Origin of the sequence: Haploplasma axanthum (genome assembly GCF_900660745.1) — a bacterium.
Lineage (GTDB): Bacteria > Bacillota_I > Bacilli_A > Acholeplasmatales > Acholeplasmataceae > Haploplasma > Haploplasma axanthum.
In genome coordinates this window covers 1865956-1883099 of sequence record NZ_LR215048.1, presented here as the reverse complement: position 1 = coordinate 1883099, position 17144 = coordinate 1865956, and the positions used below count along the sequence as shown (strand labels likewise).

The following is a 17144-nucleotide window of genomic DNA, read 5'->3' as shown; positions in this document are numbered from 1 at the left end:
AATCCACACTATAACTTTCCAAACAGGAAGAATTATATTGTTGAAAATCCAGATGAAGAAGTCCGCTATTTTTGCCATATTGTTTTTTGCTTTAGGTTCTTCATTTTCCTTAGGCAACTCACTTTCATTAAAAACTCTAATCATTCTATTTATTTCATGAGTTTCGTTATTAGTGTCAACGATTTTCATTGACAATAAATATTGTCCTGGAGTTTCTTCATTGTTTAAATATTCATTAGTAATTACTTCGAAAGACTTCATTTCAATATTTTTCATAATTCGCATATATTCTAGCAAGTTGATCTACTGTCATTTTGTTGATGTCTTCAACTGATAAAATATTTTGGCTAATCCAATATTTGGGACTTTCTAAAGTAATAACTTCATATTCTTTGATACTCAGCAATATTTCCTGCTTCATCAGATACTTCATATTTAACAATGTATTTACCTAGTTTGTTTACTATATTATTTTCAACAATTTTAATCGAACTTGTTAGATTTCCATCAACTGCATCAGTTGCAGAAAGTCCTAAAAGTAATGTTTGAGTATTGACGTCATCTTTCAAATTGATTTGTATTTTCCCGTTGTTTTCATCTGTAATTACTGGCAGTACATCATCTTGGATAATAACTTTATAATAATGAGTATTTCTATTACCTGCTTTGTCTACGGCTTGCATTGTGAATTCATATGTTCCAACTGCACCTTGAACATAATCATGTTGCAAAATAGTTACTGGAACAGTTCCATCAATATATCAATTGCTGTAAAACTTATTAGCGATGTCAGCAAGAGTTAATTCTTGCGTATATGAAAAGTATTCTAAATCTGGTCCATCAATATCTGGTGCATCAAAATCTTGATTTAAAACTTTCAAAATATAATTAGTAGAAAGTCCACCAGAGTTTGTTGTTTGCCATTCAATTTCAAATGTTCCTGGAACTGATTTATTTGGTGTGTAAGTATCTCTAATAATTTGCGCTTTATCAGTAATATCGCCATCATATTCGTCTGTAACTTTAAATAAAGCATTTGCTTTTAATTGCTCTAAAGTATATGGCTTTTCAACATTATTAATAATTATATCTTTACCTGAAGATGCTGGCTTTCTGATATCAAAAGTATCAGCAACTTGTATTTTTAAGTCATATGCTGGAATAGTATATCTTGTAAATGTTCCACTAATATTTGTTGATAATTCCCATTGTTCGTTTGCTAATGGTTCAAAATCGAAAGTGAAGCCTGAACCAAAATCTTTAATATATTCAGTTCCATTCAATATCACTTTAATTTTTTTAAAGTCGTTACTAGTTAAACCAATTGATACATTGTCATCCCATGGACTTGCTAAAACTGGGAACCATGCTTCTTGATCAATGATTACTGTAAAAATGCCACCACCTTGATGCTCTAAAATTAAATCACTTTGACTAAACTTATTAGATGTCAATGTAACAGTCTTAGATGCTGCACTAACTTTTGACGTCATAAGTAGGCTTGATGTTGCAACTAATAGTGCAACCAATAATAATTTTAATTTTTTCATTTCTTATTTCTCCTTTTTATTTTTGTTTTTTATAAAAAAATGGAAGAATAGAAGAAGTCTTTCAACTCTATCTTTTTCCCCCATGTTATTATCATTTTTATTAATCAGGCTCAACATTATTATCAATCATTTCTTGTTGAATATCTCTTTCGATTTCCTCTTGCAGATTATTATAATCTTCTTGATAATCTTCTTGATAAAATGCTGTTAATACATCGTTAGCATCTTTAATCGCATCATCTGATAATGCTAATTCATTAATTACAGATGCTAGAAAATCAAGTCCGTCATCTTCCTCGAAGTCAAAAGCAATCTTAGCAAGTTCATGTATTGTTTCTTTTGTTTTCAGTGAGATTATGACATGCTCACCTTTAAAACTTATGATGTGCTCTTGATCCTCAGTTTTGACTTTAAAAAAGTCTAACGTATAATCTATCAATTTAGTTATAAATGCTTGTTTAGTTGATTTCATTTTTAATCACCTCCTTAATCCTCTTCGTCGTCATAAGCATCTAGTGCATTGCTTTCATGAATGATTTTAGAAGATATTTTTATAACCTCGATTTTCATATCTAGATTGTTAATTTTTTCAGCAAGAGGAAGTAGCCATTTTTTTCGAAAGTCATAATCAAGTGGCATTGTTGCTCTATGCTCCATGCTAACCTCGTCATATTCAACCAATAAATCACTTATAAGCTGTTTTAATTCATTCATTGCAATTCCTCCTTTTCTTCAAAATCTAGTTGCAACTGTTCCTTACCAAGTTGCCCAGAATTATAGTTATATTTTGATGTTTCGATTGCGTGAGCTTTAAGCCAGCGTTGATATTCACGCTCTGTCATTTCTCTAGGAGTTCCAGCACGTTCAGTCACTGGAAAGAGTTTATTTTTAGAAATGAAAGAAATAGCAAAGGCATCAATGTCAACATCGAAGTGATAAACATAAAAATTGTACTTAGCAATAATCTCAACTAATTCACTTTGCGTTATAAATAGTTTTATGACGTCACGTTTGGAAGTTTTACGATACGCAGTAATATCGTATGTTGATTGAATGATTGCCCAGAAAAGTTTGTTATGTAATCTAAAACGTGGTAGAGTAACATTTCTCCAATCACGTTTGTTAATCTCTAGATCATTATCAGTGATTTTATATTTATGCATTAACTTTTTAAGAAGAAGTTGCGCATTTTCTTTTTCGCCGTCAACTCCATTAATTGCTAATGCTTTGATTTTTTCTAAAAGTTGTTTTATGTTGTCGTTAGTTTTCTCCAAAATCTTGAACCATCCTTTCAACAATATTTTTAATGTGCTTAACTTTAACAAAATCATAATTTCCGTTAACCATTATTAAAGTTTGATTTTCAAAATGAAAGACTGCACTATTAGTTATGACGTCAATTTTATTAGTATCAATTTCTTGAATGTTATATTCGCAATTAGTAATCGAAAATACATTATCTAAAATCATTCTAAAAATATTCATCAGTCAACTCATCCTTATGAAATAATTCTTTCATGTATGCATCTAACCAAGCAGGTTCATTTGATGATGCTTTTTCACGTTTAACAAGTTCGCTCATAATGGCACTTGATAAATACGATAATTTGTTATTAATTCGTTCAACATTTTTCAGCGAATAAGTTAATGCATACCTAGTGACTTCAAGTACATTTTGATAACCATATCTTGAATCTAATGTACTAAACAAATCGTTATATTTTTCGACATCAAAATCTAAAGCACTGATGTATTTTTTATTAATCAATTCTTTAGTTAGGTAGTGGAACGTTTGGGGGAAAGAAATTTCCCCTTTATCTTTAAATTTATCAAGATCTTTTAGTTCTTTAGTAATTAGTTGTATCTGATTTTCCGTCGACGGTATTTCCGTTAACGGTTTTTCAGTCAACGGTGTTTGAAGTCTACGAATTATCTTGTATTGCATGTTACCAAAACGCCCATTTTCATTACTTTGTTGACGCTCTAAAAAGCCTGCATTTTCAAGTTCTTTTAACGTTTTTGAAACCTTATCACGTCCAGCGTTTACAACTGATTTCAGCCCGTTAATAGTGTAGTCCCAAGCGTCGGGAAGTGATAACATGAACGCGTACAATCCCCACGCTTCAAGTGATAGTTTTTCACCATTATTTTGATAGAAAAATATATCATTTTCTATCGTTGTGAAACTTGCTTTTTCAACAATAAAATCTTTTTTCTTACTCAATTTCTACAACTCCTTTAGATTACATTTAAATCGTTTTGCCTGTGCTTTTGCATCTTTTTTATCATAGAATTTCACTGCGAAATTAACGTTATCAGATAAGATACATTTTGCTTTTTTGTTGTTAAAAACTACGATAATATTTGAAACATATTGATTATTTTTTTCTAAAATATACATATTATTTACCACCTTTAACAACTAATTGATCTACTAACTTTTTAACTTTTTTAAGAGTTTCATTGTTTGTGACGTCATAATTTGGTAGTCTAATTTCGTTACGGCTAAAAAAATTATGGGCGTCATACATATTAGTTTCACTATCAGGAAAATAAATAACATATAAAAATAAGTCGTCATCATCAAAAAGAAGACTATTCTCTTTATGTTGAATTGCTATGCCGTTGTACCATTTATTTCCTTTTTTTACTTGCACAAAGTCGCCATTTTTGAGTTCTAACATTTCATTTTTAGTCATTAGTTTTTACCTCTGATATACTTAAATTGCCGCTTTCTATAATCTCATCAAGCATTTCTTTAGTTGAAAATCCATTGTCATTACCTATAAAATTTCCATTGTAATAATAATTAACAAGTACAGATGATTCAATTATTTCATCGTCTTCCAGTTTTTCAAATAAATCTTCCTCAGTATATAACATTCCTTTATATTCCAACATTCTTTTTTTCATTAGTTAGCCACCTTTCTAAGTACATAGTATTTAGTCATAAAGTCGCTTTTCAATTTGATTAAATCAAGTTTTAAATATGTATCGAAATTGACAGTGTAATCAACACCATCAATTTCAACAAAAGCACGCCAACACATTGTATCTAATTTTAAAAAGCCTTTTTCGCTTTTTAAAAACGCCATTAAATCTTTTTTATTAATTCTTTTTTTCATTATTTATTGCCCCCATGTAATTTATTTTTGCTAATATAATATATTTGATTTCTCATTACTCCGTCGCCATTTAGTTGAACCAATACGCTAGGAAAAGTACTTGAATGTTTTGATTTTCCAAACTTCAAACGTCCCTCAATGAACTCGAAATTACAACCATACTCGAAAAGAAGCTTATAATACTTTGTGTCAGTTCTTGCAGGTATTAAGAAGTAAATTGCTTTAGTTCTATCGTTAGTATGTGTTTCAATTGCTTTCTCAACAAAACCTTTAATATTGCTATAAGGTGGATTGATGTAAATATTTTCGTGATTACTCCAATCAACTTTTAAACCGTCATAACCTTTATCGAATGCACCAAGAGGACATGGGTCAAACCATTCGTCTTTTTTAACCTCACAATAACGTTCCAGATAATCAAATATAATCTCTGGTGTCGCCCAATCGTCTGTACGATTGCTAAATACTGCTTGTAAATCTTTGTTCATATGATGAACCTCCCTTTAATTGTTGTTTGTTCCCCCTCCAATTACGACGTCAACAATGCCGGCGTTAACGTCGTAGGAATAAAGGGACACAAAGTGTTAAATAAAAATAACACTTTAAACGGACAAATTAAGGCATGGGCTCCTTTAATTTATCCCTTTAAAATGTTATTAATGTTTCGCCCATAAAATAAAAAAAACGCTAATATGCGTTTATAATTCAATCTTATTTATAAGGGTTAAATAATTCGACTCCCTCTCACTCCGCCATTGGCCCGTTGGAGAAACGGTTAACTCACATGCCTTTCACGCATGCATTCACGGGTTCGAATCCCGTACGGGTCACCAATTAGTAAATAAATAAGATATGTTTAACACATATTTTTTTAATTTTGATAGTGGAACATAGTCCACAAATGAATTATAGTGGATTATAGTCCACATGTCAATAGAAAGGTGTGTTAAAATGGCGATTAAATTAAATCTTAAAGAGTTTAGACAAAAAAAGGGACTAACTCAGCAAGAACTTGCAAACAGGCTTAAAATTGATAGAACTATCATATCTGACTATGAAAGAAGTAAGATTAATCCAAGTTTAGAACGTGCAATCGAAATGGCGGTATTGTTAGATGTAACAGTCGATGAGTTAATCCAATTTGAAAAAATACACAAAGAATACTCTGAACAATTAAAAAATATAACAAAGAAGAAAGCGGATTTTTAGTCCGCTTTTTTTAATGCATTATAACTATAATGTTCGATATAATCTTTTTCTAACATGTAATCGTCTATTTCTAAATATCTCATAGTTATTGAAATACTTGAATGTCCTAGCAGTTTTTGAATTGTTGTAATAGGGCATTTCATTTTTAATAATCTAGTTGCAAATGTCTTTCTAAATCTATGTGATGTAATGTTCCCAGATGTAAGATTTAATTTATCAGATAAACGTTTTAAAAACTTGTGAAGTGATACCCTTGATAGTTTTATATTGCTGTAATAATTCCATAATAAATGTGAATGATTAGGATCATATATTTTACTGATTATATCAGCAGATAAATCCCCAAAAGGAACTATACGCATTTTTCCGTTTTTAGTTTCCTCTAATAATATTCTTCTACCACTGACGTCAACATTTTTTGTTAATATGTTAGTCACTTCATTAATTCTTGCCCCAGTGTCTAACATAATGTATATGCTAGCAACCCATGAAAGATTGTTAGTTTCGCTTGTATTGAGTTTTTCTATATAATCTAACATAAGTATCAACTCATTTTCGGGAAGTGGCTTATAACCGATTGTATCGTTTTTTAATCTTATCATTTTAAAATGTTTAGTGCTAATATTTGAATGATTAAGTGAAGATATAAAAGTTGACACTGTATCATTTATTTTGCTGTTTTTCTTTTCAGTATTTCCTTTTAAATATCTATTAAGCTTGTCAATGATATTTGCATCTAATTGTGTTGTATCATAAATATGCATGACGTCTAAAACCTTTGTAATTAGTTTTAAATCTCTTTTGTAAGTTCTCCAAGTATCAAACTCTAAATAAAACTCTGCATAGTCTAAATAGTCTTTAAAAACATCTTTAATTTTCATTTTGTTAATCTCCTCATGTATTGTTTTTTAATATTTTATGAGGTAGCAAATCCCTAAAAAAATCCCAGTCTTATTATTATAACGCTCAAATAAAAAACGAGTTGATAGATATTCAATAAATGAAATTTCAACTCGTCATATCACGTCGATTGCCGCCGATATATAAACTTATATAAACATATACTAAAGTATATGTATTATATTAGGATTTTTGTTGCCCTTTTTTCTTATTCGATAAATCTTTTCCTAATTGATCTATTTCGGCATGTAGTGATTTTAGTTTAGCAGCATTTTTTCTAATCGTATCCATTTGCTCATCTATGATTTTATTAAAGTCTTGATTAGTTTGAAAGAATGTTGCTTTCTCTACAATCTCTAAGTTTTCTTGCATGATGTGCTCAGCTCTTTTTAAGTTAACCATTTTTTGAAAGAAACTAGGCATGAATAAAATTGATAATAAGAAAAATGCAGTTATTGAAATTGTACCTCCAATAATTAAAACTATTTTAGCAACATTTATGACGTCATTAATTTGCATTTCTTAATCCTCCTTGATTGTATTTCATGTTCGGCATATCTAACGGAACATGATTATAAGCGTCCGAATAAGCATAAGTATCATAATATTCAAAGTCAGCGTATTCGGCTTTTAAATACCACGATTTAAACGGAACAAGCATATTTGATTGGTCGCTAGTGTTGATAGTGTAAGAGTCGATATACCAACCCTTTATTTTAAATCTAAATAGCCCAGACTTTAACATCCAATCTTCATAGTCAAATCCTATGTCAATTCTTGGCTTATGCCACATTTTGACTAGATACATTAAATGTATATCTAATCTATCTAATTGCGTTATTCCAATGATGCGCTCAATGTTTTTTCTAATCAATACAGTGTAATCCCTAAATGGAACAAACTTACTTAAATACTCCGTTGTTTGATTTTGGCGGTGGTCGAATATTCGTGTAAACTCATCTAGAACATAGCCACCATATAGATTTTTATTTAGTTGTATTTTTGTTTCAAAATCATTCCAGACGTTTCCAAACTCCATATATCTATGATATCTAATATACGCTTGTAATGGCTCGTTATATCGTGGCTTTTCAAAGTCCGAATTGATATACCAAGGCTTTCCGAAAAGTATTCTATAACGTTCAATAATTTCATATACAAGAGACGTTTTACCCGCTCCAGTATTTCCACTGATTATTTGTAAGCCCGGGATATCGAAGAGGTTGCTATCATACTTTTTCTTTTTGCTTTCTTTATATGCAAGTATCCAAATCCAATGAAGTGGAAAAGTTAAGTATCTCGCTAACCTCCAAACGTCGCTATTGTTCCAGACGTCTAGAAAACTTTGCCACTTCCTTAAGATGTTATTAAATGAAAATAAAATCAATTTTAGCAATTTTCCAAATGCTAGGAATAACGCATCTGGGAAGTGTGCCAAATTGTAACGCCAATCGTGTTTTATCATCTTTTACCACTTTGCTTTTTAACGTCACGTTTTTTAGTTTTTTTCTTTGGAACAAATAAAACTTGAAATCCTTTTTTAATTCCTTTACCAACTTTAACTAAAATCTTCCACCCCTTTTTTGGTAGTGAAAATATAAACATAAAAAAATCTGTAATCATTGTAATTCCTCCTATTTTTTCTTTGGTATAAATAAAACTTTTAATAACTTAAATGGCAGTTGAATCAATCCCCAACATGCTTTGAGAATTCTATAACAAATATAAACAATAAGAATATATATAACAGTCAATACAATTGTTGAATATTTACCCCAAGCATCTTTTAATTTTTGGATTATTTCTTTAATTTTTGCTATCAATTCTTGAAGCCAACCTAATGTATCTTCAGGAGTCACAGGCTCAACAGGATCAACTGGTGGATTTATGACGTCATCTTCAAAGAAAACGCCATCAACCATATATTGTATTTTAATGATAGCGAAGTTAGATACACCATATGCGAAACTTGCACGAGAGCCTCTACCACGTCGCTCAATGTTAGATGCAGCATTTTTAATCGGGAAAACTCTTGTTACATAGTTTGCGTCGATAGAAGCAATGAAATTGTTATCTAATCCGCGTACCGCTAGTTTTTTAAATGTATTTTTAGAATAATTTATAGCGTCCCATATTATTTCGTAACCTTCAATTTCAACGCCATCAGGAAAAATACGCTCGGATATATTTTCAGTATTTATTAGACTTGTTTCATCATAATTTAAATCACCAAAAACATAGTTAACATCAATTGATATGACTTTGTCATGTGTTTTTTCAAACTTGAAATAAAACTCAAAATATTTTAATTTAACATCTAATCTACCTGGTCCAATGTGTTTACCAGTATTCTTATCTAAAAATAAGCCAGTATCAACGATGTTAGATGCGACTGTTTCAATCTCTGATATGTTTCTTCGTTCCACATTTTCAATTGTTCCTATCGTGTTTTTTCCACTAGTCATATGAAGTGTTGAAGTTTCTTTTCGTATCTTTTTAAGTTGCCAAATCTTTAAATCAGTTATTTTACTTTCGATTGTAAAGGTGTTATTTTTGACGTCATAAGTTTTAAGCATTGATATTCGTTGTGTGTTTTCTAGAAACACGTATTCAACAACTGCATGTGTAATTAAATCAGTTTCATTTGTTTGTATTGTTATTGTATTTTGATTTCTAGTTATATCAGTTATTTCAATACTTGGCGAAGGCTTTGCAGTTTCCGCTGCATATAGTTTTGGAGTTGCAAGAAGAAAACTTGCAACCCCGATAAATATAATTATTAGTATTTTTTTAATCACTTTATCACATCCTTTTTGTGATTGTTATTATTTAGTTATTAATTTGAAAATTGCACCTATCGTATGTTCCCAAATCCACACTATAACTTTCCAAACAGGAAGAATTATATTGTTGAAAATCCAGATGAAGAAGTCCGCTATTTTTTGCCATATTGTTTTTGCTTTAGGTTCTTCATTTTCCTTAGGCAACTCACTTTCATTAAAAACTCTAATCATTCTATTTATTTCATGAGTTTCGTTATTAGTGTCAACGATTTTCATTGACAATAAATATTGTCCTGGAGTTTCTTCATTGTTTAAATATTCATTAGTAATTACTTCGAAAGACTTCATTTCAATATTTTCATAATTCGCATATATTCTAGCAAGTTGATCTACTGTCATTTTGTTGATGTCTTCAACTGATAAAATATTTTGGCTAATCCAATATTTGGGACTTTCTAAAGTAATAACTTCATATTCTCTTTGATACTCAGCAATATTTCCTGCTTCATCAGATACTTCATATTTAACAATGTATTTACCTAGTTTGTTTACTATATTATTTTCAACAATTTTAATCGAACTTGTTAGATTTCCATCAACTGCATCAGTTGCAGAAAGTCCTAAAAGTAATGTTTGAGTATTGACGTCATCTTTCCAATTGATTTGTATTTTCCCGTTGTTTTCATCTGTAATTACTGGCAGTACATCATCTTGGATAATAACTTTATAATAATGAGTATTTCTATTACCTGCTTTGTCTACGGCTTGCATTGTGAATTCATATGTTCCAACTGCACCTTGAACATAATCATGTTGCAAAATAGTTACTGGAACAGTTCCATCAATATTATCAATTGCTGTAAACTTATTAGCGATGTCAGCAAGAGTTAATTCTTGCGTATATGAAAAGTATTCTAAATCTGGTCCATCAATATCTGGTGCATCAAAATCTTGATTTAAAACTTTCAAAATATAATTAGTAGAAAGTCCACCAGAGTTTGTTGTTTGCCATTCAATTTCAAATGTTCCTGGAACTGATTTATTTGGTGTGTAAGTATCTCTAATAATTTGCGCTTTATCAGTAATATCGCCATCATATTCGTCTGTAACTTTAAATAAAGCATTTGCTTTTAATTGCTCTAAAGTATATGGCTTTTCAACATTATTAATAATTATATCTTTACCTGAAGATGCTGGCTTTCTGATATCAAAAGTATCAGCAACTTGTATTTTTAAGTCATATGCTGGAATAGTATATCTTGTAAATGTTCCACTAATATTTGTTGATAATTCCCATTGTTCGTTTGCTAATGGTTCAAAATCGAAAGTGAAGCCTGAACCAAAATCTTTAATATATTCAGTTCCATTCAATATCACTTTAATTTTTTTAAAGTCGTTACTAGTTAAACCAATTGATACATTGTCATCCCATGGACTTGCTAAAACTGGGAACCATGCTTCTTGATCAATGATTACTGTAAAAATGCCACCACCTTGATGCTCTAAAATTAAATCACTTTGACTAAACTTATTAGATGTCAATGTAACAGTCTTAGATGCTGCACTAACTTTTGACGTCATAAGTAGGCTTGATGTTGCAACTAATAGTGCAACCAATAATAATTTTAATTTTTTCATTTCTTATTTCTCCTTTTTATTTTTGTTTTTTATAAAAAAATGGAAGAATAGAAGAAGTCTTTCAACTCTATCTTTTTCCCCCATGTTATTATCATTTTTATTAATCAGGCTCAACATTATTATCAATCATTTCTTGTTGAATATCTCTTTCGATTTCCTCTTGCAGATTATTATAATCTTCTTGATAATCTTCTTGATAAAATGCTGTTAATACATCGTTAGCATCTTTAATCGCATCATCTGATAATGCTAATTCATTAATTACAGATGCTAGAAAATCAAGTCCGTCATCTTCCTCGAAGTCAAAAGCAATCTTAGCAAGTTCATGTATTGTTTCTTTTGTTTTCAGTGAGATTATGACATGCTCACCTTTAAAACTTATGATGTGCTCTTGATCCTCAGTTTTGACTTTAAAAAAGTCTAACGTATAATCTATCAATTTAGTTATAAATGCTTGTTTAGTTGATTTCATTTTTAATCACCTCCTTAATCCTCTTCGTCGTCATAAGCATCTAGTGCATTGCTTTCATGAATGATTTTAGAAGATATTTTTATAACCTCGATTTTCATATCTAGATTGTTAATTTTTTCAGCAAGAGGAAGTAGCCATTTTTTTCGAAAGTCATAATCAAGTGGCATTGTTGCTCTATGCTCCATGCTAACCTCGTCATATTCAACCAATAAATCACTTATAAGCTGTTTTAATTCATTCATTGCAATTCCTCCTTTTCTTCAAAATCTAGTTGCAACTGTTCCTTACCAAGTTGCCCAGAATTATAGTTATATTTTGATGTTTCGATTGCGTGAGCTTTAAGCCAGCGTTGATATTCACGCTCTGTCATTTCTCTAGGAGTTCCAGCACGTTCAGTCACTGGAAAGAGTTTATTTTTAGAAATGAAAGAAATAGCAAAGGCATCAATGTCAACATCGAAGTGATAAACATAAAAATTGTACTTAGCAATAATCTCAACTAATTCACTTTGCGTTATAAATAGTTTTATGACGTCACGTTTGGAAGTTTTACGATACGCAGTAATATCGTATGTTGATTGAATGATTGCCCAGAAAAGTTTGTTATGTAATCTAAAACGTGGTAGAGTAACATTTCTCCAATCACGTTTGTTAATCTCTAGATCATTATCAGTGATTTTATATTTATGCATTAACTTTTTAAGAAGAAGTTGCGCATTTTCTTTTTCGCCGTCAACTCCATTAATTGCTAATGCTTTGATTTTTTCTAAAAGTTGTTTTATGTTGTCGTTAGTTTTCTCCAAAATCTTGAACCATCCTTTCAACAATATTTTTAATGTGCTTAACTTTAACAAAATCATAATTTCCGTTAACCATTATTAAAGTTTGATTTTCAAAATGAAAGACTGCACTATTAGTTATGACGTCAATTTTATTAGTATCAATTTCTTGAATGTTATATTCGCAATTAGTAATCGAAAATACATTATCTAAAATCATTCTAAAAATATTCATCAGTCAACTCATCCTTATGAAATAATTCTTTCATGTATGCATCTAACCAAGCAGGTTCATTTGATGATGCTTTTTCACGTTTAACAAGTTCGCTCATAATGGCACTTGATAAATACGATAATTTGTTATTAATTCGTTCAACATTTTTCAGCGAATAAGTTAATGCATACCTAGTGACTTCAAGTACATTTTGATAACCATATCTTGAATCTAATGTACTAAACAAATCGTTATATTTTTCGACATCAAAATCTAAAGCACTGATGTATTTTTTATTAATCAATTCTTTAGTTAGGTAGTGGAACGTTTGGGGGAAAGAAATTTCCCCTTTATCTTTAAATTTATCAAGATCTTTTAGTTCTTTAGTAATTAGTTGTATCTGATTTTCCGTCGACGGTATTTCCGTTAACGGTTTTTCAGTCAACGGTGTTTGAAGTCTACGAATTATCTTGTATTGCATGTTACCAAAACGCCCATTTTCATTACTTTGTTGACGCTCTAAAAAGCCTGCATTTTCAAGTTCTTTTAACGTTTTTGAAACCTTATCACGTCCAGCGTTTACAACTGATTTCAGCCCGTTAATAGTGTAGTCCCAAGCGTCGGGAAGTGATAACATGAACGCGTACAATCCCCACGCTTCAAGTGATAGTTTTTCACCATTATTTTGATAGAAAAATATATCATTTTCTATCGTTGTGAAACTTGCTTTTTCAACAATAAAATCTTTTTTCTTACTCAATTTCTACAACTCCTTTAGATTACATTTAAATCGTTTTGCCTGTGCTTTTGCATCTTTTTTATCATAGAATTTCACTGCGAAATTAACGTTATCAGATAAGATACATTTTGCTTTTTTGTTGTTAAAAACTACGATAATATTTGAAACATATTGATTATTTTTTTCTAAAATATACATATTATTTACCACCTTTAACAACTAATTGATCTACTAACTTTTTAACTTTTTTAAGAGTTTCATTGTTTGTGACGTCATAATTTGGTAGTCTAATTTCGTTACGGCTAAAAAAATTATGGGCGTCATACATATTAGTTTCACTATCAGGAAAATAAATAACATATAAAAATAAGTCGTCATCATCAAAAAGAAGACTATTCTCTTTATGTTGAATTGCTATGCCGTTGTACCATTTATTTCCTTTTTTTACTTGCACAAAGTCGCCATTTTGAGTTCTAACATTTCATTTTTAGTCATTAGTTTTTACCTCTGATATACTTAAATTGCCGCTTTCTATAATCTCATCAAGCATTTCTTTAGTTGAAAATCCATTGTCATTACCTATAAAATTTCCATTGTAATAATAATTAACAAGTACAGATGATTCAATTATTTCATCGTCTTCCAGTTTTTCAAATAAATCTTCCTCAGTATATAACATTCCTTTATATTCCAACATTCTTTTTTTCATTAGTTAGCCACCTTTCTAAGTACATAGTATTTAGTCATAAAGTCGCTTTTCAATTTGATTAAATCAAGTTTTAAATATGTATCGAAATTGACAGTGTAATCAACACCATCAATTTCAACAAAAGCACGCCAACACATTGTATCTAATTTTAAAAAGCCTTTTTCGCTTTTTAAAAACGCCATTAAATCTTTTTTATTAATTCTTTTTTTCATTATTTATTGCCCCCATGTAATTTATTTTTGCTAATATAATATATTTGATTTCTCATTACTCCGTCGCCATTTAGTTGAACCAATACGCTAGGAAAAGTACTTGAATGTTTTGATTTTCCAAACTTCAAACGTCCCTCAATGAACTCGAAATTACAACCATACTCGAAAAGAAGCTTATAATACTTTGTGTCAGTTCTTGCAGGTATTAAGAAGTAAATTGCTTTAGTTCTATCGTTAGTATGTGTTTCAATTGCTTTCTCAACAAAACCTTTAATATTGCTATAAGGTGGATTGATGTAAATATTTTCGTGATTACTCCAATCAACTTTTAAACCGTCATAACCTTTATCGAATGCACCAAGAGGACATGGGTCAAACCATTCGTCTTTTTTAACCTCACAATAACGTTCCAGATAATCAAATATAATCTCTGGTGTCGCCCAATCGTCTGTACGATTGCTAAATACTGCTTGTAAATCTTTGTTCATATGATGAACCTCCCTTTAATTGTTGTTTGTTCCCCCTCCAATTACGACGTCAACAATGCCGGCGTTAACGTCGTAGGAATAAAGGGACACAAAGTGTTAAATAAAAATAACACTTTAAACGGACAAATTAAGGCATGGGCTCCTTTAATTTATCCCTTTAAAATGTTATTAATGTTTCGCCCATAAAATAAAAAAAACGCTAATATGCGTTTATAATTCAATCTTATTTATAAGGGTTAAATAATTCGACTCCCTCTCACTCCGCCATTGGCCCGTTGGAGAAACGGTTAACTCACATGCCTTTCACGCATGCATTCACGGGTTCGAATCCCGTACGGGTCACCAATTAGTAAATAAATAAGATATGTTTAACACATATTTTTTTAATTTTGATAGTGGAACATAGTCCACAAATGAATTATAGTGGATTATAGTCCACATGTCAATAGAAAGGTGTGTTAAAATGGCGATTAAATTAAATCTTAAAGAGTTTAGACAAAAAAAGGGACTAACTCAGCAAGAACTTGCAAACAGGCTTAAAATTGATAGAACTATCATATCTGACTATGAAAGAAGTAAGATTAATCCAAGTTTAGAACGTGCAATCGAAATGGCGGTATTGTTAGATGTAACAGTCGATGAGTTAATCCAATTTGAAAAAATACACAAAGAATACTCTGAACAATTAAAAAATATAACAAAGAAGAAAGCGGATTTTTAGTCCGCTTTTTTTAATGCATTATAACTATAATGTTCGATATAATCTTTTTCTAACATGTAATCGTCTATTTCTAAATATCTCATAGTTATTGAAATACTTGAATGTCCTAGCAGTTTTTGAATTGTTGTAATAGGGCATTTCATTTTAATAATCTAGTTGCAAATGTCTTTCTAAATCTATGTGATGTAATGTTCCCAGATGTAAGATTTAATTTATCAGATAAACGTTTTAAAAACTTGTGAAGTGATACCCTTGATAGTTTTATATTGCTGTAATAATTCCATAATAAATGTGAATGATTAGGATCATATATTTTACTGATTATATCAGCAGATAAATCCCCAAAAGGAACTATACGCATTTTTCCGTTTTTAGTTTCCTCTAATAATATTCTTCTACCACTGACGTCAACATTTTTTGTTAATATGTTAGTCACTTCATTAATTCTTGCCCCAGTGTCTAACATAATGTATATGCTAGCAACCCATGAAAGATTGTTAGTTTCGCTTGTATTGAGTTTTTCTATATAATCTAACATAAGTATCAACTCATTTCGGGAAGTGGCTTATAACCGATTGTATCGTTTTTTAATCTTATCATTTTAAAATGTTTAGTGCTAATATTTGAATGATTAAGTGAAGATATAAAAGTTGACACTGTATCATTTATTTTGCTGTTTTTCTTTCAGTATTTCCTTTTAAATATCTATTAAGCTTGTCAATGATATTTGCATCTAATTGTGTTGTATCATAAATATGCATGACGTCTAAAACCTTTGTAATTAGTTTTAAATCTCTTTTGTAAGTTCTCCAAGTATCAAACTCTAAATAAAACTCTGCATAGTCTAAATAGTCTTTAAAAACATCTTTAATTTTCATTTTGTTAATCTCCTCATGTATTGTTTTTTAATATTTTATGAGGTAGCAAATCCCTAAAAAAATCCCAGTCTTATTATTATAACGCTCAAATAAAAAACGAGTTGATAGATATTCAATAAATGAAATTTCAACTCGTCATATCACGTCGATTGCCGCCGATATATAAACTTATATAAACATATACTAAAGTATATGTATTATATTAGGATTTTTGTTGCCCCTTTTTTCTTATTCGATAAATCTTTTCCTAATTGATCTATTTCGGCATGTAGTGATTTAGTTTAGCAGCATTTTTTCTAATCGTATCCATTTGCTCATCTATGATTTTATTAAAGTCTTGATTAGTTTGAAAGAATGTTGCTTTCTCTACAATCTCTAAGTTTTCTTGCATGATGTGCTCAGCTCTTTTTAAGTTAACCATTTTTTGAAAGAAACTAGGCATGAATAAAATTGATAATAAGAAAAATGCAGTTATTGAAATTGTACCTCCAATAATTAAAACTATTTTAGCAACATTTATGACGTCATTAATTTGCATTTCTTAATCCTCCTTGATTGTATTTCATGTTCGGCATATCTAACGGAACATGATTATAAGCGTCCGAATAAGCATAAGTATCATAATATTCAAAGTCAGCGTATTCGGCTTTTAAATACCACGATTTAAACGGAACAAGCATATTGATTGGTCGCTAGTGTTGATAGTGTAAGAGTCGATATACCAACCC

37 protein-coding genes and 2 tRNA genes are annotated in these 17144 nt (G+C 30.2%); 4 read left to right on the top strand and 35 right to left on the bottom strand.

The genetic code is table 11. From position 1 onward, the window contains the following. From EXC62_RS08720 to EXC62_RS08670, 14 genes are all read right to left on the bottom strand, one after another. Positions 1 to 261: hypothetical protein (locus EXC62_RS08720; protein WP_232034265.1), on the bottom strand; the 261-nt coding region annotated here is incomplete at its 3' end. Position 262: 1 nt separating this feature from the next. After that, the gene (locus tag EXC62_RS08945) at positions 263 to 406 is read right to left on the bottom strand and encodes a hypothetical protein (protein ID WP_162849152.1); all 144 of its coding nucleotides are present in this window, start codon (positions 404 to 406) and stop codon (positions 263 to 265) included. Then, positions 384 to 731 (bottom strand): immunoglobulin-like domain-containing protein, encoded by a 348-nt coding sequence (locus EXC62_RS08940; protein WP_162849151.1) that lies wholly within the window; start codon positions 729 to 731, stop codon positions 384 to 386. The genes EXC62_RS08945 and EXC62_RS08940 overlap by 23 nt, the downstream gene beginning before the upstream one ends. Positions 732 to 761: 30 nt before the next feature. Then, positions 762 to 1550: a hypothetical protein gene (locus tag EXC62_RS08715; RefSeq protein ID WP_162849150.1), complete on the bottom strand. Its 789-nt coding sequence runs from the start codon at positions 1548 to 1550 to the stop codon at positions 762 to 764. A gap of 100 nt (positions 1551 to 1650) precedes the next feature. Next, positions 1651 to 2022 (bottom strand): hypothetical protein, encoded by a 372-nt coding sequence (locus EXC62_RS08710; protein WP_026390990.1) that lies wholly within the window; start codon positions 2020 to 2022, stop codon positions 1651 to 1653. A gap of 14 nt (positions 2023 to 2036) precedes the next feature. Further along, the gene (locus EXC62_RS08705; protein ID WP_026390991.1) at positions 2037 to 2264 is read right to left on the bottom strand and encodes a hypothetical protein; all 228 of its coding nucleotides are present in this window, start codon (positions 2262 to 2264) and stop codon (positions 2037 to 2039) included. Beyond that, the gene (locus tag EXC62_RS08700) at positions 2261 to 2824 is read right to left on the bottom strand and encodes a hypothetical protein (protein WP_162140302.1); all 564 of its coding nucleotides are present in this window, start codon (positions 2822 to 2824) and stop codon (positions 2261 to 2263) included. Before EXC62_RS08700 ends, EXC62_RS08705 begins: the two co-directional genes overlap by 4 nt. Continuing rightward, positions 2811 to 3035 carry a hypothetical protein gene (locus tag EXC62_RS08695; RefSeq protein WP_026390993.1) on the bottom strand — a complete coding sequence of 75 codons (225 nt, stop codon included), beginning with the start codon at positions 3033 to 3035 and terminating at the stop codon, positions 2811 to 2813. Before EXC62_RS08695 ends, EXC62_RS08700 begins: the two co-directional genes overlap by 14 nt. Beyond that, positions 3022 to 3774: a helix-turn-helix domain-containing protein gene (locus EXC62_RS08690; RefSeq protein ID WP_052590042.1), complete on the bottom strand. Its 753-nt coding sequence runs from the start codon at positions 3772 to 3774 to the stop codon at positions 3022 to 3024. The genes EXC62_RS08695 and EXC62_RS08690 overlap by 14 nt, the downstream gene beginning before the upstream one ends. Positions 3775 to 3777: 3 nt before the next feature. Then, the gene (locus EXC62_RS08935) at positions 3778 to 3951 is read right to left on the bottom strand and encodes a hypothetical protein (protein ID WP_156907474.1); all 174 of its coding nucleotides are present in this window, start codon (positions 3949 to 3951) and stop codon (positions 3778 to 3780) included. A gap of 1 nt (position 3952) precedes the next feature. Continuing rightward, positions 3953 to 4249: a hypothetical protein gene (locus EXC62_RS08685; protein WP_026390994.1), complete on the bottom strand. Its 297-nt coding sequence runs from the start codon at positions 4247 to 4249 to the stop codon at positions 3953 to 3955. Beyond that, positions 4242 to 4463 (bottom strand): hypothetical protein, encoded by a 222-nt coding sequence (locus EXC62_RS08680; protein WP_026390995.1) that lies wholly within the window; start codon positions 4461 to 4463, stop codon positions 4242 to 4244. The genes EXC62_RS08685 and EXC62_RS08680 overlap by 8 nt, the downstream gene beginning before the upstream one ends. Further along, positions 4463 to 4675, bottom strand: a complete 213-nt coding sequence (locus tag EXC62_RS08675) for a hypothetical protein (RefSeq protein WP_026390996.1) — start codon at positions 4673 to 4675, stop codon at positions 4463 to 4465. Before EXC62_RS08675 ends, EXC62_RS08680 begins: the two co-directional genes overlap by 1 nt. Further along, a complete protein-coding gene (locus EXC62_RS08670; RefSeq protein ID WP_052590044.1) occupies positions 4675 to 5163 on the bottom strand; it encodes a DNA N-6-adenine-methyltransferase in 489 nt (162 codons plus the stop codon). The genes EXC62_RS08675 and EXC62_RS08670 overlap by 1 nt, the downstream gene beginning before the upstream one ends. Positions 5164 to 5432: 269 nt before the next feature. On the opposite strand from EXC62_RS08670, the gene EXC62_RS08665 reads away from it, so the two are divergent. Both EXC62_RS08665 and EXC62_RS08660 read left to right on the top strand, forming a co-directional pair. Further along, positions 5433 to 5508: transfer RNA gene (locus EXC62_RS08665), tRNA-Glu, on the top strand. A 118-nt stretch (positions 5509 to 5626) separates the two neighbouring features. Continuing rightward, positions 5627 to 5884 carry a helix-turn-helix transcriptional regulator gene (locus EXC62_RS08660; RefSeq protein WP_026390984.1) on the top strand — a complete coding sequence of 86 codons (258 nt, stop codon included), beginning with the start codon at positions 5627 to 5629 and terminating at the stop codon, positions 5882 to 5884. Here the strand turns inward: EXC62_RS08660 and EXC62_RS08655 are convergent. From EXC62_RS08655 to EXC62_RS08590, 16 genes are all read right to left on the bottom strand, one after another. Next, positions 5881 to 6765 (bottom strand): tyrosine-type recombinase/integrase, encoded by an 885-nt coding sequence (locus tag EXC62_RS08655; protein ID WP_026390985.1) that lies wholly within the window; start codon positions 6763 to 6765, stop codon positions 5881 to 5883. The two genes, EXC62_RS08660 and EXC62_RS08655, sit on opposite strands and share 4 nt — an antisense overlap. 202 nt (positions 6766 to 6967) lie before the next feature. Further along, on the bottom strand, positions 6968 to 7303 hold the full coding sequence (locus tag EXC62_RS08650; RefSeq protein WP_026390986.1) for a hypothetical protein: 336 nt from the start codon (positions 7301 to 7303) through the stop codon (positions 6968 to 6970). Further along, entirely contained in the window at positions 7293 to 8249 is a 957-nt protein-coding gene (locus EXC62_RS08645; RefSeq protein WP_026390987.1) for an ATP-binding protein, read from the bottom strand. The genes EXC62_RS08650 and EXC62_RS08645 overlap by 11 nt, the downstream gene beginning before the upstream one ends. Next, positions 8246 to 8407, bottom strand: coding sequence for a hypothetical protein (locus EXC62_RS08930; RefSeq protein ID WP_162140301.1), 162 nt, complete (start codon positions 8405 to 8407; stop codon positions 8246 to 8248). Before EXC62_RS08930 ends, EXC62_RS08645 begins: the two co-directional genes overlap by 4 nt. Positions 8408 to 8418: 11 nt before the next feature. After that, the gene (locus EXC62_RS08640; RefSeq protein ID WP_026390988.1) at positions 8419 to 9582 is read right to left on the bottom strand and encodes a hypothetical protein; all 1164 of its coding nucleotides are present in this window, start codon (positions 9580 to 9582) and stop codon (positions 8419 to 8421) included. 27 nt (positions 9583 to 9609) lie between these two features. Then, positions 9610 to 11205 (bottom strand): immunoglobulin-like domain-containing protein, encoded by a 1596-nt coding sequence (locus EXC62_RS08635; protein WP_026390989.1) that lies wholly within the window; start codon positions 11203 to 11205, stop codon positions 9610 to 9612. A gap of 100 nt (positions 11206 to 11305) precedes the next feature. Beyond that, positions 11306 to 11677 carry a hypothetical protein gene (locus tag EXC62_RS08630; RefSeq protein ID WP_026390990.1) on the bottom strand — a complete coding sequence of 124 codons (372 nt, stop codon included), beginning with the start codon at positions 11675 to 11677 and terminating at the stop codon, positions 11306 to 11308. 14 nt (positions 11678 to 11691) lie between these two features. Then, entirely contained in the window at positions 11692 to 11919 is a 228-nt protein-coding gene (locus EXC62_RS08625; protein ID WP_026390991.1) for a hypothetical protein, read from the bottom strand. Beyond that, positions 11916 to 12479, bottom strand: a complete 564-nt coding sequence (locus tag EXC62_RS08620; protein ID WP_162140302.1) for a hypothetical protein — start codon at positions 12477 to 12479, stop codon at positions 11916 to 11918. The genes EXC62_RS08625 and EXC62_RS08620 overlap by 4 nt, the downstream gene beginning before the upstream one ends. Then, a complete protein-coding gene (locus EXC62_RS08615) occupies positions 12466 to 12690 on the bottom strand; it encodes a hypothetical protein (protein WP_026390993.1) in 225 nt (74 codons plus the stop codon). The genes EXC62_RS08620 and EXC62_RS08615 overlap by 14 nt, the downstream gene beginning before the upstream one ends. Further along, complete coding sequence (locus EXC62_RS08610; RefSeq protein WP_052590042.1) at positions 12677 to 13429, bottom strand: helix-turn-helix domain-containing protein; 753 nt, start codon at positions 13427 to 13429, stop codon at positions 12677 to 12679. Before EXC62_RS08610 ends, EXC62_RS08615 begins: the two co-directional genes overlap by 14 nt. Positions 13430 to 13432: 3 nt before the next feature. Then, a complete protein-coding gene (locus EXC62_RS08925) occupies positions 13433 to 13606 on the bottom strand; it encodes a hypothetical protein (RefSeq protein WP_156907474.1) in 174 nt (57 codons plus the stop codon). Between the two features lies 1 nt (position 13607). Next, positions 13608 to 13862: a hypothetical protein gene (locus tag EXC62_RS08605; RefSeq protein WP_129747601.1), complete on the bottom strand. Its 255-nt coding sequence runs from the start codon at positions 13860 to 13862 to the stop codon at positions 13608 to 13610. 33 nt (positions 13863 to 13895) lie between these two features. After that, complete coding sequence (locus EXC62_RS08600) at positions 13896 to 14117, bottom strand: hypothetical protein (RefSeq protein WP_026390995.1); 222 nt, start codon at positions 14115 to 14117, stop codon at positions 13896 to 13898. After that, the gene (locus tag EXC62_RS08595) at positions 14117 to 14329 is read right to left on the bottom strand and encodes a hypothetical protein (RefSeq protein WP_026390996.1); all 213 of its coding nucleotides are present in this window, start codon (positions 14327 to 14329) and stop codon (positions 14117 to 14119) included. Before EXC62_RS08595 ends, EXC62_RS08600 begins: the two co-directional genes overlap by 1 nt. Next, positions 14329 to 14817, bottom strand: a complete 489-nt coding sequence (locus EXC62_RS08590) for a DNA N-6-adenine-methyltransferase (protein WP_052590044.1) — start codon at positions 14815 to 14817, stop codon at positions 14329 to 14331. Before EXC62_RS08590 ends, EXC62_RS08595 begins: the two co-directional genes overlap by 1 nt. 269 nt (positions 14818 to 15086) lie before the next feature. On the opposite strand from EXC62_RS08590, the gene EXC62_RS08585 reads away from it, so the two are divergent. Next, positions 15087 to 15162: transfer RNA gene (locus EXC62_RS08585), tRNA-Glu, on the top strand. 118 nt (positions 15163 to 15280) lie between these two features. Further along, entirely contained in the window at positions 15281 to 15538 is a 258-nt protein-coding gene (locus EXC62_RS08580) for a helix-turn-helix transcriptional regulator (protein ID WP_026390984.1), read from the top strand. Here EXC62_RS08580 and EXC62_RS08575 read toward each other — a convergent pair. The 5 genes from EXC62_RS08575 to EXC62_RS08920 all read right to left on the bottom strand — a co-directional run bounded on the left by EXC62_RS08575 (position 15535) and on the right by EXC62_RS08920 (position 17096). Then, on the bottom strand, positions 15535 to 15681 hold the full coding sequence (locus tag EXC62_RS08575; protein WP_129747599.1) for a tyrosine-type recombinase/integrase: 147 nt from the start codon (positions 15679 to 15681) through the stop codon (positions 15535 to 15537). The genes EXC62_RS08580 and EXC62_RS08575 overlap by 4 nt on opposite strands. After that, positions 15678 to 16076, bottom strand: coding sequence for a tyrosine-type recombinase/integrase (locus EXC62_RS08570; RefSeq protein ID WP_162849149.1), 399 nt, complete (start codon positions 16074 to 16076; stop codon positions 15678 to 15680). The genes EXC62_RS08575 and EXC62_RS08570 overlap by 4 nt, the downstream gene beginning before the upstream one ends. 127 nt (positions 16077 to 16203) lie before the next feature. After that, positions 16204 to 16416 (bottom strand): hypothetical protein, encoded by a 213-nt coding sequence (locus EXC62_RS08565; protein ID WP_129747595.1) that lies wholly within the window; start codon positions 16414 to 16416, stop codon positions 16204 to 16206. A gap of 256 nt (positions 16417 to 16672) precedes the next feature. Then, positions 16673 to 16954 (bottom strand): hypothetical protein, encoded by a 282-nt coding sequence (locus tag EXC62_RS08560; protein WP_129747593.1) that lies wholly within the window; start codon positions 16952 to 16954, stop codon positions 16673 to 16675. Then, positions 16944 to 17096 carry a hypothetical protein gene (locus tag EXC62_RS08920; protein WP_162849148.1) on the bottom strand — a complete coding sequence of 51 codons (153 nt, stop codon included), beginning with the start codon at positions 17094 to 17096 and terminating at the stop codon, positions 16944 to 16946. The genes EXC62_RS08560 and EXC62_RS08920 overlap by 11 nt, the downstream gene beginning before the upstream one ends. Between the last annotated feature and the right edge of the window lie 48 nt (positions 17097 to 17144).

Excerpts from the sequence above, each read along its gene's own strand:
- EXC62_RS08715 (WP_162849150.1), bottom strand. The coding sequence starts at position 1,550 with ATGAAAAAATTAAAATTATTATTGGTTGCACTATTAGTTGCAACATCA.
- EXC62_RS08710 (WP_026390990.1), bottom strand. The coding sequence starts at position 2,022 with ATGAAATCAACTAAACAAGCATTTATAACTAAATTGATAGATTATACG.
- EXC62_RS08705 (WP_026390991.1), bottom strand. The coding sequence starts at position 2,264 with ATGAATGAATTAAAACAGCTTATAAGTGATTTATTGGTTGAATATGAC.
- EXC62_RS08695 (WP_026390993.1), bottom strand. The coding sequence starts at position 3,035 with ATGAATATTTTTAGAATGATTTTAGATAATGTATTTTCGATTACTAAT.
- EXC62_RS08935 (WP_156907474.1), bottom strand. The coding sequence starts at position 3,951 with ATGTATATTTTAGAAAAAAATAATCAATATGTTTCAAATATTATCGTA.
- EXC62_RS08685 (WP_026390994.1), bottom strand. The coding sequence starts at position 4,249 with ATGACTAAAAATGAAATGTTAGAACTCAAAAATGGCGACTTTGTGCAA.
- EXC62_RS08680 (WP_026390995.1), bottom strand. The coding sequence starts at position 4,463 with ATGAAAAAAAGAATGTTGGAATATAAAGGAATGTTATATACTGAGGAA.
- EXC62_RS08675 (WP_026390996.1), bottom strand. The coding sequence starts at position 4,675 with ATGAAAAAAAGAATTAATAAAAAAGATTTAATGGCGTTTTTAAAAAGC.
- EXC62_RS08670 (WP_052590044.1), bottom strand. The coding sequence starts at position 5,163 with ATGAACAAAGATTTACAAGCAGTATTTAGCAATCGTACAGACGATTGG.
- EXC62_RS08660 (WP_026390984.1), top strand. The coding sequence starts at position 5,627 with ATGGCGATTAAATTAAATCTTAAAGAGTTTAGACAAAAAAAGGGACTA.
- EXC62_RS08655 (WP_026390985.1), bottom strand. The coding sequence starts at position 6,765 with ATGAAAATTAAAGATGTTTTTAAAGACTATTTAGACTATGCAGAGTTT.
- EXC62_RS08650 (WP_026390986.1), bottom strand. The coding sequence starts at position 7,303 with ATGCAAATTAATGACGTCATAAATGTTGCTAAAATAGTTTTAATTATT.
- EXC62_RS08645 (WP_026390987.1), bottom strand. The coding sequence starts at position 8,249 with ATGATAAAACACGATTGGCGTTACAATTTGGCACACTTCCCAGATGCG.
- EXC62_RS08930 (WP_162140301.1), bottom strand. The coding sequence starts at position 8,407 with ATGATTACAGATTTTTTTATGTTTATATTTTCACTACCAAAAAAGGGG.
- EXC62_RS08635 (WP_026390989.1), bottom strand. The coding sequence starts at position 11,205 with ATGAAAAAATTAAAATTATTATTGGTTGCACTATTAGTTGCAACATCA.
- EXC62_RS08630 (WP_026390990.1), bottom strand. The coding sequence starts at position 11,677 with ATGAAATCAACTAAACAAGCATTTATAACTAAATTGATAGATTATACG.
- EXC62_RS08625 (WP_026390991.1), bottom strand. The coding sequence starts at position 11,919 with ATGAATGAATTAAAACAGCTTATAAGTGATTTATTGGTTGAATATGAC.
- EXC62_RS08615 (WP_026390993.1), bottom strand. The coding sequence starts at position 12,690 with ATGAATATTTTTAGAATGATTTTAGATAATGTATTTTCGATTACTAAT.
- EXC62_RS08925 (WP_156907474.1), bottom strand. The coding sequence starts at position 13,606 with ATGTATATTTTAGAAAAAAATAATCAATATGTTTCAAATATTATCGTA.
- EXC62_RS08600 (WP_026390995.1), bottom strand. The coding sequence starts at position 14,117 with ATGAAAAAAAGAATGTTGGAATATAAAGGAATGTTATATACTGAGGAA.
- EXC62_RS08595 (WP_026390996.1), bottom strand. The coding sequence starts at position 14,329 with ATGAAAAAAAGAATTAATAAAAAAGATTTAATGGCGTTTTTAAAAAGC.
- EXC62_RS08590 (WP_052590044.1), bottom strand. The coding sequence starts at position 14,817 with ATGAACAAAGATTTACAAGCAGTATTTAGCAATCGTACAGACGATTGG.
- EXC62_RS08580 (WP_026390984.1), top strand. The coding sequence starts at position 15,281 with ATGGCGATTAAATTAAATCTTAAAGAGTTTAGACAAAAAAAGGGACTA.
- EXC62_RS08575 (WP_129747599.1), bottom strand. The coding sequence starts at position 15,681 with ATGAAATGCCCTATTACAACAATTCAAAAACTGCTAGGACATTCAAGT.
- EXC62_RS08570 (WP_162849149.1), bottom strand. The coding sequence starts at position 16,076 with ATGTTAGATTATATAGAAAAACTCAATACAAGCGAAACTAACAATCTT.
- EXC62_RS08565 (WP_129747595.1), bottom strand. The coding sequence starts at position 16,416 with ATGAAAATTAAAGATGTTTTTAAAGACTATTTAGACTATGCAGAGTTT.
- EXC62_RS08560 (WP_129747593.1), bottom strand. The coding sequence starts at position 16,954 with ATGCAAATTAATGACGTCATAAATGTTGCTAAAATAGTTTTAATTATT.
- EXC62_RS08920 (WP_162849148.1), bottom strand. The coding sequence starts at position 17,096 with ATGCTTGTTCCGTTTAAATCGTGGTATTTAAAAGCCGAATACGCTGAC.